The sequence below is a fragment of the Pseudomonas sp. Larv2_ips genome (assembly GCF_963879675.1).
Lineage (GTDB): Bacteria > Pseudomonadota > Gammaproteobacteria > Pseudomonadales > Pseudomonadaceae > Aquipseudomonas.
Map to the genome: position 1 here is coordinate 489,305 of NZ_CAWOAW010000014.1, position 13,208 is coordinate 502,512.

General features: G+C 61.6%; 15 protein-coding genes and 1 tRNA gene. 5 read left to right on the top strand and 11 right to left on the bottom strand.

All coding sequences use genetic code 11. From position 1 onward, the window contains the following. The first annotated feature begins 30 nt into the window (after positions 1–30). Both AACV02_RS08625 and AACV02_RS08630 read left to right on the top strand, forming a co-directional pair. Positions 31–1,194, top strand: a complete 1,164-nt coding sequence (locus AACV02_RS08625; protein WP_119738926.1) for an MFS transporter — start codon at positions 31–33, stop codon at positions 1,192–1,194. Then, the gene (locus tag AACV02_RS08630; protein WP_119738928.1) at positions 1,191–2,384 is read left to right on the top strand and encodes an MFS transporter; all 1,194 of its coding nucleotides are present in this window, start codon (positions 1,191–1,193) and stop codon (positions 2,382–2,384) included. The genes AACV02_RS08625 and AACV02_RS08630 overlap by 4 nt, the downstream gene beginning before the upstream one ends. 15 nt (positions 2,385–2,399) lie before the next feature. On the opposite strand, the gene AACV02_RS08635 is transcribed toward AACV02_RS08630, so the two are convergent. The 6 genes from AACV02_RS08635 to AACV02_RS08660 all read right to left on the bottom strand — a co-directional run bounded on the left by AACV02_RS08635 (position 2,400) and on the right by AACV02_RS08660 (position 5,806). Then, a complete protein-coding gene (locus tag AACV02_RS08635) occupies positions 2,400–2,705 on the bottom strand; it encodes a DUF6482 family protein (RefSeq protein ID WP_106577035.1) in 306 nt (101 codons plus the stop codon). A gap of 24 nt (positions 2,706–2,729) precedes the next feature. Next, entirely contained in the window at positions 2,730–3,254 is a 525-nt protein-coding gene (locus AACV02_RS08640; RefSeq protein ID WP_119738930.1) for a DUF3833 domain-containing protein, read from the bottom strand. Positions 3,255–3,443: 189 nt separating this feature from the next. After that, positions 3,444–3,517: transfer RNA gene (locus AACV02_RS08645), tRNA-Gly, on the bottom strand. A 194-nt stretch (positions 3,518–3,711) separates the two neighbouring features. Continuing rightward, positions 3,712–4,596, bottom strand: coding sequence for an alpha/beta fold hydrolase (locus AACV02_RS08650; RefSeq protein WP_119738932.1), 885 nt, complete (start codon positions 4,594–4,596; stop codon positions 3,712–3,714). A 305-nt stretch (positions 4,597–4,901) separates the two neighbouring features. Further along, positions 4,902–5,594, bottom strand: a complete 693-nt coding sequence (locus AACV02_RS08655) for a 16S rRNA pseudouridine(516) synthase (protein WP_106577032.1) — start codon at positions 5,592–5,594, stop codon at positions 4,902–4,904. Then, entirely contained in the window at positions 5,594–5,806 is a 213-nt protein-coding gene (locus AACV02_RS08660; protein ID WP_119738934.1) for a cysteine-rich CWC family protein, read from the bottom strand. The genes AACV02_RS08655 and AACV02_RS08660 overlap by 1 nt, the downstream gene beginning before the upstream one ends. Before the next feature lie 343 nt (positions 5,807–6,149). On the opposite strand from AACV02_RS08660, the gene AACV02_RS08665 reads away from it, so the two are divergent. Then, positions 6,150–6,491, top strand: a complete 342-nt coding sequence (locus AACV02_RS08665) for a hypothetical protein (protein ID WP_119738936.1) — start codon at positions 6,150–6,152, stop codon at positions 6,489–6,491. Between the two features lie 161 nt (positions 6,492–6,652). Further along, positions 6,653–7,081, top strand: coding sequence for a DUF3757 domain-containing protein (locus AACV02_RS08670; RefSeq protein ID WP_119740768.1), 429 nt, complete (start codon positions 6,653–6,655; stop codon positions 7,079–7,081). A 7-nt stretch (positions 7,082–7,088) separates the two neighbouring features. On the opposite strand, the gene AACV02_RS08675 is transcribed toward AACV02_RS08670, so the two are convergent. Next, positions 7,089–8,201, bottom strand: coding sequence for an enoyl-CoA hydratase/isomerase family protein (locus tag AACV02_RS08675; RefSeq protein ID WP_119738938.1), 1,113 nt, complete (start codon positions 8,199–8,201; stop codon positions 7,089–7,091). Between the two features lie 136 nt (positions 8,202–8,337). Here AACV02_RS08675 and ung point away from each other — a divergent pair, with 136 nt between their 5' ends. Then, positions 8,338–9,030, top strand: a complete 693-nt coding sequence (ung, locus tag AACV02_RS08680) for a uracil-DNA glycosylase (RefSeq protein ID WP_106577028.1) — start codon at positions 8,338–8,340, stop codon at positions 9,028–9,030. A gap of 126 nt (positions 9,031–9,156) precedes the next feature. Here ung and AACV02_RS08685 read toward each other — a convergent pair whose 3' ends face one another. Genes AACV02_RS08685 through AACV02_RS08700 form a run of 4 tightly spaced genes read right to left on the bottom strand, consistent with a single transcriptional unit; the run spans position 9,157 to position 13,205 of the window. Beyond that, complete coding sequence (locus AACV02_RS08685; protein ID WP_119738941.1) at positions 9,157–10,194, bottom strand: AbrB family transcriptional regulator; 1,038 nt, start codon at positions 10,192–10,194, stop codon at positions 9,157–9,159. Next, positions 10,187–11,701 (bottom strand): tripartite tricarboxylate transporter permease, encoded by a 1,515-nt coding sequence (locus AACV02_RS08690; RefSeq protein WP_106577026.1) that lies wholly within the window; start codon positions 11,699–11,701, stop codon positions 10,187–10,189. Before AACV02_RS08690 ends, AACV02_RS08685 begins: the two co-directional genes overlap by 8 nt. A gap of 1 nt (position 11,702) precedes the next feature. Further along, complete coding sequence (locus AACV02_RS08695) at positions 11,703–12,161, bottom strand: tripartite tricarboxylate transporter TctB family protein (protein WP_119738943.1); 459 nt, start codon at positions 12,159–12,161, stop codon at positions 11,703–11,705. Positions 12,162–12,221: 60 nt separating this feature from the next. Beyond that, the gene (locus AACV02_RS08700; protein ID WP_106577024.1) at positions 12,222–13,205 is read right to left on the bottom strand and encodes a Bug family tripartite tricarboxylate transporter substrate binding protein; all 984 of its coding nucleotides are present in this window, start codon (positions 13,203–13,205) and stop codon (positions 12,222–12,224) included. Between the last annotated feature and the right edge of the window lie 3 nt (positions 13,206–13,208).

A 13,208-nucleotide genomic window follows, 5' to 3' on the forward strand; every position in this document is an offset into this window, starting at 1 on the left:
AAGGCGTTACAAAATAAAACGAGAGGTTTCATGAAACCGCGCCTGCATTGTGCCCGTCTAGCCCTGTTCCTGTGTGGCTGCGCTGCGTTTCTCAACCTTTACGCCACCCAGAGCATCCTCGCGACCTTTGCCGCACAGTTTCATATCAGCGCCAAGGAAGCGGGCTGGAGCATCACGGTCACCACCCTGGCGGTGGCGATCACCGCGCCCTTTGTCAGCCGGCTGACCGGGCGCTTCGAACAGCGCACGGTCATCGCCGTGGCCGCGCTGCTGCTGGCCGCCCCTGCGCTGATGACCGCCTACGCCGGCAGTTTTGCCGAAGTGCTGGTGTGGCGGTTTGTGCAAGGTATGGTGATCCCGGTGGTGTTTGCCACCAGCGTGGCTTACATCGGCGACCGCTGGCGTGGCGCGACGGTGACCGAGGTCACCAGCCTGTACGTGGCGGGCACGGTACTGGGCGGGTTCGCCGGGCGTTTCGTCACCGGTGTGATGACGCAATACGTCGGCTGGCGCGAAGCGTTCGAACTGCTGGCGGTGTTGAGCTTGATGGTGGGTGGGTTTATTCAGTTCCTGTTGCCCGCCAATCGACTGCGCGGCGAACGGCCTGGAGCGGTTGCTTCAGGTGTTTTTAGCCGACCTTTGCTGGCGGCGTACGGCGTAGGTTTTTGCGTGTTGTTCTCCCAGGTTGCGGCATTTACTTACGCAGGTTTGCACCTCGGCCTGCCACCGTTCAACTTGGGGCCTGCGGCGCTGGGCACGCTTTACATGGTGTTTCTGCTGGCGTTGATTGTGATTCCCCTCGCCGGGCGCCTCAGCAAAGCCAGGCCTCACGCCGAACTGCTGGCGGTCGCCGCCGCGCTCGGTGTCGGTGGTTCGGCGCTGACCCTGGCGCCGTCGCTGGGGTGCATTGTGGTGGGCCTGGCGCTCAGTTCCACCGGCGTGTTCCTGGCCCAGGCCGCCGCCAATGCGTTCATCAGTGCCACCGCCGGTGAGAGCAAGTCTGGCGCCGTGGGGGTTTACCTGACGTGCTATTACCTGGGCGGCAGTTGCGGTGCCATCGTTCCGGCATTGATCTGGGAACGCTGGGGCTGGGCCGGCTGTGTGGCGCTGATTATCGGTTTTCAACTGCTGACGCTGCTGATCGCCCTGACGGGCTGGAAGCCACTCAAACCTGAGCGGGTGCCGACACCATGAATGACACTGTAGCCGTGCCTGTCCGCGAAACCTCCAGCCGGCGCCGCGCGCTGATCGCCGGTTGCAGCGCTCACGCCGTACACGATGGCCTCACGGACGTTATCTACGTGTTGCTGCCGATCTGGCAGGCGCAGTTCGCCTTGTCCTACGCCCAGATCGGCCTGTTGCGTGGCGCCTATTCCGGAATGATGGCCGTGTTCCAACTGATGGCCAGCCGCGCCGCCCGACGCTGGGGCCGTTTACCGTTGCTGGTGGGTGGCACTGCGCTTGCGGGTGTCGCTTACTTACTGGTGGGGCAAGCCACCGGGCTGAGCCTGTTGCTGTTGGCGTTGCTGCTGGGCGGTTTGGGGGCCAGCACCCAACACCCATTGGCCTCCTCGATGATCACCGACGCTTATGAGGACGGTGGTGGCGTCAAGCAGGCGCTGTCCCAGTACAACTTCAGCGGCGATATCGGCAAAACCCTGATTCCTGGGGTGGTGGGCCTGCTGCTGACCGTCGTCAGCTGGCGCGCCAGCGCCACACTGCTGGGGCTGCTCGGTCTGGCGGCAGCGGGGATGCTGTGGTGGCTGGTGCCGGCTGAAGTTCGCGAGTCCAGTGCGATAAGAAAAGCCCGACCACCGAGTGGCACGGGCTCGGTGGCAGGCCTGCGTGCGCTGATCCTGACCGGTACGCTCGACAGCGCCGTGCGCATGGGCTTTCTCACGTTTCTGCCGTTTCTGCTGCAAGCCAAAGGTGCAGGCACGGCGGGCATTGGGCTGGCGCTGACGATGCTGTTCATTGGCGGTGCGTTTGGCAAATTGCTTTGCGGCTACCTGGGGGCTCGCATTGGCATGATGAAAACCGTCTGGTTGACCGAAACCAGCACCGCGCTGTTGATCGTCACGGCCGTGTACCTGCCGCTGAGTGGCTTGATGGTGATGTTGCCGCTGCTGGGTTTGGCGCTGAACGGCACGTCTTCTGTGCTCTACGGCGCCGTCCCGGACCTGGCGAGCGCAGGCAGGCGCGAACAGGCTTTTGCGGTGTTCTACACCGGCACCATTGGCGGCGGAGCGCTGGCGCCGCTGGTGTTCGGCGGGGTCGGCGATGCGCTCGGTGTGCCGGTGGCGGTGATGGTACTGGCGGGGATGTTGCTGCTGACCTTGCCGTTGGCGTGGGTGGTACAGCGAGGAATGCGCGATGGGATTTAACCGCACATTCCCTGGTTAAAGGGGCGAGGCCAGCGTAAACGGTATGCGCAACGCGCCGATCGGCCCTTCGCGCGCACCGCACATTTCATCGTGCACGCTGTGCTGCACCAGCACACACGGGAACGGCGGAACCCGCTGCAACAGGTCGCGCAAGTGCGTGGTCGAGCCGATGCGCATGGGCTTGGCGTCATCGTCCACCAGCGTCATTTCGACATGATCCAACCTGACCCGCGCGATGTAGAAGCCACCCTCCAGCGACAGCAGCTCCAACTCCCGTATCTCGCCTTTCTCGGCCAATTCAGTGAGCATTTTCAGGTTCATAGTTCACCCTCACGGTGGGTTGTTTCATTGGCGACGAAAGAACAGTGTGACCTGGCCCCATTCGACGCCGAACTTGGTCATGCTGGAGCGGTTGATCAGCGTGTCCTCGTCCATCAAGTACATCCAGTCATCAAAACTCACCTCGTGGACCGAACCGTCCACCGGCAGGTTGAGTCGGTAGCGCCAACGCAGTGCATTGCCCGCAACTTCGCCGATCGCTTCGCCGACCACGTCACCCGCCCGACCGCGCCAGCGTCCCGGACCATCCGGGGTCAGCGTCCAGACGCGCTGCTGACGCGTGCCATCGCTGTACAGAAAGCGCTCGTCGAGAATCAGGGCGTTGCCCTCGCGGCGGCTGGCGATATTGACCTCAAAGCGCTTGGCCACTTCGCCCGAACGCTTCTGGAAAATCCCCCAGGCCTTGACGGGCTTGCTGAAGAAACGCTCCAGGTCCAATTGCGGTTTCTGGTCGGCGTAGTGGGCGACCTCGACGTTGCCGCAACTGCTCAAACTCAACGCCAGCAACAATGAAATCAGTAGACGTGTCATTGCCGGGCTCCGTGATCATGCGCGGCGAAGCGCCAACGCTTGGTATTTATACTTGTACAAAAATATTGATTTGTACAGGTTTGCGCGCGGCAAGTGACGAATGTACAAATTGCGCCCATAAAAAAACCGGTCACAGGGACCGGTTTTTTTGGCATCTGCGTCGTAACCGACGTAGGCGCGAAATGTGAGTGGAGCGGGTAGAGGGAATCGAACCCTCGTCGGAAGCTTGGGAAGCTACTGTTCTACCATTAAACTATACCCGCTCAGAGCGGCTGACTTTGTACCAGATGTTCATCGGGATTTGAAGTTTTTCTTCGAAAAATGTGTGGGTTGCGTCGCTCAAGCTCAGTTGGAAGCTGGCTTGCCTGCGATACATCGCCTGTGTGACTGACACACAGGTACGTGCATCGCGGGCAAGCCCGGCTCCCGCCCAAGCGGGCGTTTCAGCTCTGTCATTTCAAATCGCAAAGGCATGCTGCGTCTGGCCCTGGTGGTAGCGCAAGCGACTGACCTGTCGCTGCGGTTTCAAAAAGCCCACCACCGCGTCCCGGCTGTCCCGACACGCCGCCTTGTGCTCCATATCCAGAAAATGCCCGGTCGCCTGAATAGTGCTGAAGCTGCTCTTGGCCACATGCTGGCCAAACAGCTTGGCGTCTTCGGCACTGGTGTACTCGTCCCATTCGCCATTCAAAAACAGCACTGGGATGTTGATTTGCCGCGCTGCCTTGAGGTAGCACAGGCGGTCGCTGTTGAGCACGTGGCTGATGTGAAAGTGCATCTGCCCGTATTCGTGCTCGGCCAGGCTGCTGACGTGCTTGTAGTTGAAGCGCTTGAACAGCGACGGCAGGTGTTTGCCGATAGTGTTGTTGACCAGGTGGCCGACGCGGTCGCGGTCAAGGTTGCCGAGGTAGTCCACACCGCGTTCCAGATAATCGCGCATCGGTGCATTGATTACCGGGGAAAACGAACTGATCACGGCCTTTTCCACGCGGCGCGGGCGCGCAGCGAGGGCGACCAGGGTGGCAGCGCCGCCCCAGGAAAATGACAGCACGTGTTCGGCGGCGAAGTGGTCGATGAGTTCCAGCAGAATCTGGCCTTCGACTTCTTTCGTCAGCATCTGCTCATGGCGGTTGTGGATTTTGGAGCGGCCAGCGTAGGGCTGGTCGTACAAAACCACGTTGAACTGCGGGTACAGGCTTTTCACGGTTTGGGCGAAGGACGCCGTGGTGGCCATCGAGCCGTTGACCAGGATGATGGTCTTTTCAGCAGCATCCGCGCGATAGAACTCCGTGTAAACCCGATACTGACCCTGTATATCCAACACAGCGATTTCTGGCCTCATGTCGTAAGACTCCTGGCAAGCGGGTAGGGCGCGCAGATCACTCTGCACGAGCTTTATGACAGGTAGGCATACGCCTGGAAGAGGAGCGCCCATGTCGGTCCGATGACGGCTGGCCGACGGCTGTTGTCAGGGCGGGCTGTTTGCCTGAGAGGCCCGTAGATCACGCGCGGGCGGGGCAAGGTGTTTCTTGGAGGTTATAAGGCGACTCGCCAGTCATGATTTGGCTGACGGTTTGATTCAAGCAGCACAGACGCCAGGTCGCAAGGCGACCAGCTGGTTTATTGCCAGCACCGGCCGAACGGTCATCAGACCGCGAGGATTTCGTTTTCAGTCAGTGCCCGATATTCGCCCGGCGCCAGCGAGTCATCCAGCGCCAATGGCCCCATCCGCTCACGGTGCAAGCCGATAACCTTGTTATCAAAGTGCCCGAACATGCGCTTGACCTGGTGATAGCGGCCTTCAATGATGCTCAGCCGCGCAGTCGTCGGCCCCAGCAGGGCCAGCTCGGCGGGCTGCGTGGTGAGGTCTTCAAACGCGAAATACACACCGGCTGCGAAGGTGATCGCGTACGCCGGCGTGATGGCCTGTTCGGTTTCCACGCGATAAACCTTGGGCAGCTTGGTCTGCGGTTGCGTCAGGCGCCGTGACCATTGGCCGTCGTTGGTGATCAGCATCAGCCCGGTGGTATTGAAATCCAGACGACCGGCGATATGCAGCTCGCCTTTGTCCGGTTCATTGAGCAAATCGAGGACCGTCCTGTGCTGCGGGTCTGAGGTAGCGCTCACACAGCCTTGAGGTTTGTGCAGCATGAAGTAGCGCGCCGGTTTGCCGGCTTGCAGCACGTCATTGTCGACACACACGCGGCTGAACTCACGCACCTCATGGTGCGGATCGCTGACCGCCACGCCATCGACGGTCACCCGTCGCTCTACCAGCAGCACGCGCACTTGCTGACGATTGAAACGCGGCAGGTTACTGAGGAAACGATCAACGCGCATTACTCAATCGCCGCCTCACGCAATTGCGCATCCACTTGGGCACAGCGCGGGCACAGGCAGGCGGTGTTGCGCAGTTCATCGGGCAAGGCTTGAAGCACCGCCGGATCGAGGGTGACGCTGTAGCACCAGCAGGCCTGGTCGGCGGTGCGCGGGTCAGCCAGCGCGCAGTCGTTACGGGCACCGCAGGCGGGGCAGAGGGTTGGCGTGGTCATGTGGGTTCGTGCTGTATCGCGCAGTTTTCAGCACGATACAGCGCCGTCCCGCTATTGCAAGCTGCGCAGGTTACCGCGCCGGCCGCTGAAGTGGCTGATGTTGACGGTATCGGCGAGGCCGTGAGGCTCACCGATGAGGTGGGTTTGCCACTGGCCGTCAGCGAGTTGCACCTTGCCACGCGCGGGCGATGAGGTGTTCAGCTCGTCCGAAACAGGTGTTACAACCTGTGTCTAAAACGCACCAGATTCGGATTTCGATGTCAGATATTTCGTCATTCAATGAAAGACGAATGCCGCTCTCCAGCGTCGCTGGAGGTGCTCTCAAGCGGTCCAGGAGGCCGCCATGTATCGACGACTGCTGCTCACTGCGTTACTCGGGTTGACCCTTTCTGCGTGTGTGCCCTATTACGATGGAGGTGCTACTTACTATCGCTCCGAGGTCTACACCGCGCCGGCACCGGCCTATTACTACGGCGGCCCCGCTTACTATCAATATGGGCGCAGCTACTATGCGCCGCCGCCACGTTACTATTCGGCGCCGCGCTATTACCAACCGGCCCCGCGTTATTACCCACGGCCCGCTTACCGGCCTTATCCAGGCCAGGGCTGGAACAATCGTTGGGGCAATGGCGGGTCGGGCCATGGCGGTGGACGCGGCGGCGGTGGCGGTGGCGGCCATCGTTGACAGGTCATGACCTCAAGCGGCGCCCCAGGCGCCGCTTTTTTATGCAGACCGTTTGTCGGCACTGTCATTTCTAACAGCTATCGCAAGCGTTTGATCTGCATTCCACTGCTGGGGACGCCGTTGTGCGTCTCTGAGGAGGCAGTAGGTCTATGGAATGCTCTTTGATCAAACGTGTGTGCTTGTTCTTATTGTGGGTGGGTGGCGTCGCGCAAGCGAATGCGGAACAGGGCTGTCCCTACCCGTCATCGGTCAAGTACGTGAGCGGCTATTTTCAAGCGTCGGATAAACAGTCTCATTGGCGAAGCCCGAAGGTCGACGCCCATGATTTCGCGGATCGGTTTATCGGTGCGCTCTTCACCCCCGGCAAGGGCCAGGATCGCGAGAACGGCTACCTGGACCGCTGCGTTTATCTGATGGGCAGCGGGCGAAGCCTGGCGTTGCGGTATGACATGCCGGGGGCCCTCAGCACGATGTCGCTGACCAAGTCCCTACACTGGGAACTCGCCACCGATCCACTCAAGCAAGACGTCTACATTTGCCAGGACAGCCAGCCGGACAATTGTGCATTTACGGTCGGGCGCCTGAATTGATTGCCTGTCAGTAGTCGGACAAGTCTGCCAGAGGGTGCCTGCCTTCCCACACCTTGGTGAAGTGCGCCTGCACCACAGCCTCCGGCACCGTGTTGATATCGGGCCAGTGCCAGTGCGGTTGCTGGTCCTTGTCGATCAAGCGTGCGCGTACGCCTTCGGCAAATTCCGGGTGACGGCAGCAATTGAGGCTCATGGTGTATTCCATCTGGAAGACCTCGGCCAATGACAAGTGCCGGGCGCGCTCGACCTGTTCCCACACCAGATGCGCCGTCAGCGGGCAACCTTCGGCCAGCGTCTTGCCGGCACGGCTGAACAGCGGGTCGGCGTGGTCGCGCAGCAGGTTCAAGGCGCGCCAGGCACAGCGCACATCGCCCACATCCAACCATTCATCGATCTGTGCGCGACGGGGCAGCCATTGCGTCTCCGGTTGCTGGCTGACGGCTTCCTGGGCCAGTGCCTTGAGCAGGCTGTTGAGCTGCATCGCGGTCTGTTCCTGCCAGTTCAGTTGCAGCAGGCCTTCGATCAGTTCGTCTTGCTGGTCATCGCGCAGGAAACGGTCGGCCAGGCCCAGGTCCACTGCGTCGCGGCCGTTCATATGCGCGCCGGTGAGGCCCAGGAATAATCCCAGCTTGCCGGGCAAGCGTGACAGGAACCAGCTTGCGCCCACATCCGGGTACAGGCCGATGCTGATTTCGGGCATCGCCAAACGGCTGCTGGGGGTGACGATGCGTATTGCTGCGCTCTGCAGCAGGCCCATGCCTCCGCCCAGCACATAGCCGTGGCCCCAGCAGATCAGCGGTTTCGGGTAGGTGTGCAGGCGATAGTCGAGGCGGTATTCGGCCGCAAAAAAATCGGCGGCCAGTGCTGGCACAACGCCGGGCCGTTCACGGCAGGCCTGGGCCAGGCTGCGTACTTCACCGCCGGCGCAAAAGGCCTTTGGCCCGTTGCCGCGCAGCAGTACGCAGACAATATTCGGGTCTTTGGCCCACGCATCCAGGCGTTCGGTCAGGGCCAGGATCATCGGCAAGGAAAGCGCGTTGAGCGATTTTTCAGCGTCCAGGCTGGCGATGCCAAGGCGGGCACCGTCGCTGCCGGTCAGCTCTTCGAAGTGCAGGTTCATCGTGACCTCAATCGAGAAAGTGAAGGATCAGTATGATCGGTTCAACGGAAAGTGCCGGTGGTGTGTCAGATCAATTGACAAGCGGGGCCTGCTTTCCTAGGGTTCGCCCATTCTTTTTCTACGCGACGAACACACCATGACCGAAGGCGACCGTATCAAACTCGAACCCAGCTGGAAACACGCCCTGCGGGATGAGTTCGAGCAGCCCTACATGGCCCAACTGCGCGAGTTCCTGCGCCAGGAACACGCCGCTGGCAAAGAGATTTACCCGCCAGGCCCGCTGATTTTCAATGCGCTCAACTCAACGCCTTTGGACAAGGTCAAAGTGGTGATTCTGGGCCAGGACCCGTACCACGGGCCCGGTCAGGCCCACGGGTTGTGCTTCTCGGTGCAGCCGGGCGTGCCGACGCCGCCCTCGCTGGTCAATATTTACAAAGAACTCAAGCGCGACTTGAACATCGATATTCCCAACCACGGTTGCCTGCAAAGCTGGGCGGATCAGGGCGTGCTGATGCTCAACACCACCATGACCGTTGAGCGCGCCAATGCCAACGCCCATGCGGGCAAGGGCTGGCAGTTCTTCACGGATCGGATTATCGAGGTGGTCAGTGAACATCAGCCGCACCTGGTGTTCCTGCTGTGGGGCGCCCATGCGCAAAGCAAGCAGAAGCTGGTGGACGCGACCAAGCACCTGGTACTGACGTCGGTGCACCCGTCACCGTTGTCGGCGTATCGCGGGTTCCTGGGCTGCGGGCATTTCAGCCGTACCAATAAATTTCTTGAGCAGAATGGCGAGACGCCGATTGAGTGGCGGTTGCCGCCACTCTAAAGGTTAACCGCAACCCAATGTGGGAGCTGGCTTGCCTGCGATGACGATCTGTCAGCCGATATATTTATTGACTGAACCACCGCTATCGCAGGCAAGCCAGCTCCCACATTGGAATTTTGTGAAGGCTTAGATTTTTTCCGGCTGACGGTTCCAGTGCCGGAACAACGGCTCCGCCAGAAACAGCACAAACAACAAGCGCATCACCTGCATCGCCGTCACCAACGGCACCGACAGTTGCAGGGTTTCGGCCGTCAGGCTCATTTCAGCAATACCGCCCGGCATCATGCCCAGCGTGAGTGAGCGTAAGTCCAGATGTGTCAGTGCACTCAAGCCCACCGCCGCCAACGTCGCCAGCGCCATGGTCAACGCCGTGCCTAGCAGCGTACGCGCCATGAACGACGGTGCACGGCGAAAGAACTGACGGTTGAAGTGGCAGCCCAAACCGCTGCCGATCAGCCATTGGCCGATCTGGCTGCCGCCATCGGGCAGGCCGATGTGCAAATCCCACACAACACTGGCGGTCGCACTGACCAACAGCGGGCCGAACAGCCACGGGTTGGGCTGACGCAAACGCTGCCAGCCCCAGGCCACCAGCGCCCCAAGCGGAAACAGCAGCGCCAGCCACGCCCAGTTCACCGGCGCCGGATGAAACTGCGGCGCGCCGCCTTCGAGCACGTACTTGAAGATCGCCGGCACACACAACACCACCACCAGCACACGCAGACTCTGCCCGGCCGCGACACGGCTGAGCACCGCGCCATTGCGTGCGCCGAGGTTGACCATCTCTCCGGAACCGCCCGGCATGCTGGAGAAGAACGCGGTGGCGCGGTCTTCCCCACTGCGGCGCATCAACCACACGCCGACAATACTCGACAGGCTGGTGATCAGCGCGCCGAAGAAGATCAGGCCGAAGTGGCTCATGACTTGCTCGATCACCACCGGGGTGAAGTGCAGCCCGATGCCGATGCCCACCACCCATTGGCCGCATTTGCGCCCGCCGGGAATCTCCGCCAGTTGCCATGGCGTGAGGCAGCGCACCAGGATAATGGCCAGCAACGAGCCGACCATATAAGGCAAAGGCCAGCCGACGAGGCTGGCCAGGTAACCGCCGGCCAGGCCGACCAGCGGTGTTGCCCACCATTGCTTAAAGGTGACCTCAGACATCGGCCAGGGCACGACGCTGCAGGGCACGTTTGCGGTAGATGCGCACCAGCGGGAAAGCCAGCATCAGCGCGGTCAGCACCCACACACCAAAGGTGATCGGGCTGGACCAGAGGATGTCCAGCGCGCCGTTGGAAATCGACAGCGCGCGGCGCAGGTTCTGTTCCATCAGGCCGCCGAGGATGAAGCCCAGCAGCACGGGCGACAGCGGGAAGTCCAGCTTGCGCAGGATGTAGCCGAAGATGCCGATGCCGACCATCAGGAACAGGTCGAAGGTGGTGGCGTGAACCGCGTACACACCAATCGCGGTGATGATCGCGATCACCGGCACCAGCGCCCAGTTCGGCACGGCGAGGATGCGCGTGAAGATGCGGATCATCGGGATGTTGAGGATCACCAGCATGATGTTGGCGATAAACAGCGACGCGATCAGGCCCCAGACGATGTCCGGTTGCTGTTGGAACAGCAGCGGGCCAGGGGTGATGTTGTACAGCGACAATGCGCCAATCATCACAGCGGTGGTGCCTGAACCGGGTACGCCGAGGGTCAGCATCGGCACCAGCGCGCCGCAGGCGGAGGCGCCGATTGCGGTTTCCGGAGCGGCGAGGCCGCGCATGTCGCCCTGGCCGAATTTACCGCTGGCGCCGGCCAGGCGTTTTTCGGTCATGTAGGCAACGGCCGAGGCGAGCGTCGCGCCGGCACCCGGCAAGACGCCCATGATGAAACCCAGCAGGCCGCAACGGATGTTAACCACGAAGACTGCAGACGCTTCCTTCAGGTTGAACATCATTCGTCCGGTGGCTTTTACCGCTTCCTGGCCGCGGTGGGTTTTTTCCAGCAGCAACAGGATCTCGCTGATGGAGAACAAACCCAGGACCAATACGACAAACTGGATGCCGTCGGTGAGGTGGATGTTGTCGCCGGTAAAACGGTACACGCCGCTGTTGGCGTCGATGCCGACGGCTGAGAGGAACAGGCCGATCAGCGCTGCCACAAAGGTCTTCAGCGGTTTGTCTCCGGCCATGCCGCCGAGGCAGACAATCGCGAACACCATCAGTACGAAATATTCCGCCGGGCCGAAGGCAATCGCCCATTTGGCCAGCAGCGGCGCAAACAGCACCATGCCGCAGGTGGCAATGAACGCGCCGATGAACGAACTCCACGCCGACAACGACAGTGCCACACCGGCCAGGCCTTTGCGGGCCATCGGGTAGCCGTCGAGGGTGGTCATTACGGTGGATGCTTCGCCGGGAATGTTCAGCAGGATCGAGCTGATGCGGCCGCCGTATTCGCAGCCCAGGTAGACGGCAGCGAGCAGGATCAAGGCTGATTCCGGCGGCAGACCCAGGGCGAACGCGATGGGGATCAGCAGGGCCACGCCGTTGATCGGGCCCAGGCCTGGCAGCAGGCCGACCACGGTGCCGATCAAGGTGCCGCACAGGGCGGTCACCAGGTTGTAAGGGGTCAGTGCAACGCCGAAGCCCTGGCCCAAATAGCTGAACGTATCCATATCAGTTCTCCAGAACTTCAAGCAGGCCGAGGGGCAGCGGTACATCCATGGCTTTGTCGAACAGCAGGTAAAGACCAATGGCCATCAGCGTGACGATTACCACGCTCGGCACCCAGCGGCCGCCATACAGGCGCGCCATCGGAATGCCGATCAGCATGCTGCTGAGGATGAAGCCCAGAGCCTCGAACGTGCCGGCAAACACGATCAGCAGCGCCACGCAGATGCCGATCTTGATCAGCGTGTCGCGGTCCAGGGCCGGTTCTTCTTCGGTGTGCTTGGTGGGCTGTGGGCGAAACAGCATGTAGATCAGGCCCAGGCTCATCAGCCCGAGCATCAGCAGCGGGTAGGCGCGAGGCCCGACCGGCTCGTAGGAAAACGCCGCCTGATACGGCCATGCCATCAGCGCGAGGCCGGCGCAGACCAGCAGCATCACTGAGGCGAAAATGCGTTGTAAGAGCATGTGAAACTCCTGGGCCGCGCCGCCCGTCGAGGAGGGCGCGGCCGTGCGAAAGCGAGGCGATTACTGGATCAGGCCGAACTCTTTGGCCAGCACTTTGTAGTCAGCCACCTGTTTCTTCACGTAGGTGTCCAGCTCCGGGCCGGTCATGGCGAACGGGAACAGCTCGCGCTGGTCACGCAGCTTGGCGAACTCTTCGGAGGCCAGCAGTTTGTCGAACGCTTCTTTCCACCACGCGTAATCGGCATCGCTGACTTTTGGCCCGAGGTAGAAGCCGCGTACCACCGGCCAGACGATGTCGTAGCCTTGCTCCTTGGCGGTCGGAATGTTCTTCATTTCCGGCTCGTCCAGGCGCTTTTCGGCAAACACGGCGAGCAGGCGCATGTCGCCGCTGAGGATGTGCGGCATGGAGTCGGAGATGTCGGTGCTGCCCACCTGGATATGACCGCCGAGCAGTGCGGTGGCGATTTCACCGCCGCCTTCGAGTGCCACGTAACGCAGGTCGCGCGGGTTGATCCCGGCAGCCTTGGCGATCAGTGCGGTTTGCATCCAGTCCTGGCTGCCGACGGTTCCGCCAGAACCGATGACGACGCTGCCCGGATCTTTCTTCAGGGCTTTGACCAAATCGTCGAGCGTCTTGTAGGGCGAATCGGCTTTCACCGCGATGGCTCCGTAGCTGGTGCCGACGGCCGCCAACCAACGCACGGCGCTTTCATCAAAGCGGCCGAACTTGCCCTGGGCCAGGTTCAGCAGCGAACCGCTGGACCACGCTACCAGCGTGCCAGCGTCCGCCGGGCGTTGGGCGACCACCGCGTTATAGGCCACCGCGCCCACGCCGCCTGGCATGTAGGTGACGCGCATCGGCTTGCTCAGCAACTTTTCGTTGACCAGCGCGCTTTGCGCCAGTTTGCAGGTCAGGTCAAAGCCACCGCCGGGCGAGGCCGGGGCGATGCACTCCGGGCGTTTGGGTTCGTCGGCGGCCAGCAGTTGGCCGGCGAACAGCATGCAGCCGGCGGCGAGGGCCAATTTACGCAGTGAATAGGTCATGGT

Excerpts from the sequence above, each read along its gene's own strand:
- AACV02_RS08625 (WP_119738926.1), top strand. The coding sequence starts at position 31 with ATGAAACCGCGCCTGCATTGTGCCCGTCTAGCCCTGTTCCTGTGTGGC.
- AACV02_RS08630 (WP_119738928.1), top strand. The coding sequence starts at position 1,191 with ATGAATGACACTGTAGCCGTGCCTGTCCGCGAAACCTCCAGCCGGCGC.
- AACV02_RS08635 (WP_106577035.1), bottom strand. The coding sequence starts at position 2,705 with ATGAACCTGAAAATGCTCACTGAATTGGCCGAGAAAGGCGAGATACGG.
- AACV02_RS08640 (WP_119738930.1), bottom strand. The coding sequence starts at position 3,254 with ATGACACGTCTACTGATTTCATTGTTGCTGGCGTTGAGTTTGAGCAGT.
- AACV02_RS08650 (WP_119738932.1), bottom strand. The coding sequence starts at position 4,596 with ATGAGGCCAGAAATCGCTGTGTTGGATATACAGGGTCAGTATCGGGTT.
- AACV02_RS08655 (WP_106577032.1), bottom strand. The coding sequence starts at position 5,594 with ATGCGCGTTGATCGTTTCCTCAGTAACCTGCCGCGTTTCAATCGTCAG.
- AACV02_RS08660 (WP_119738934.1), bottom strand. The coding sequence starts at position 5,806 with ATGACCACGCCAACCCTCTGCCCCGCCTGCGGTGCCCGTAACGACTGC.
- AACV02_RS08665 (WP_119738936.1), top strand. The coding sequence starts at position 6,150 with ATGTATCGACGACTGCTGCTCACTGCGTTACTCGGGTTGACCCTTTCT.
- AACV02_RS08675 (WP_119738938.1), bottom strand. The coding sequence starts at position 8,201 with ATGAACCTGCACTTCGAAGAGCTGACCGGCAGCGACGGTGCCCGCCTT.
- ung (WP_106577028.1), top strand. The coding sequence starts at position 8,338 with ATGACCGAAGGCGACCGTATCAAACTCGAACCCAGCTGGAAACACGCC.
- AACV02_RS08685 (WP_119738941.1), bottom strand. The coding sequence starts at position 10,194 with ATGTCTGAGGTCACCTTTAAGCAATGGTGGGCAACACCGCTGGTCGGC.
- AACV02_RS08690 (WP_106577026.1), bottom strand. The coding sequence starts at position 11,701 with ATGGATACGTTCAGCTATTTGGGCCAGGGCTTCGGCGTTGCACTGACC.
- AACV02_RS08695 (WP_119738943.1), bottom strand. The coding sequence starts at position 12,161 with ATGCTCTTACAACGCATTTTCGCCTCAGTGATGCTGCTGGTCTGCGCC.
- AACV02_RS08700 (WP_106577024.1), bottom strand. The coding sequence starts at position 13,205 with ATGACCTATTCACTGCGTAAATTGGCCCTCGCCGCCGGCTGCATGCTG.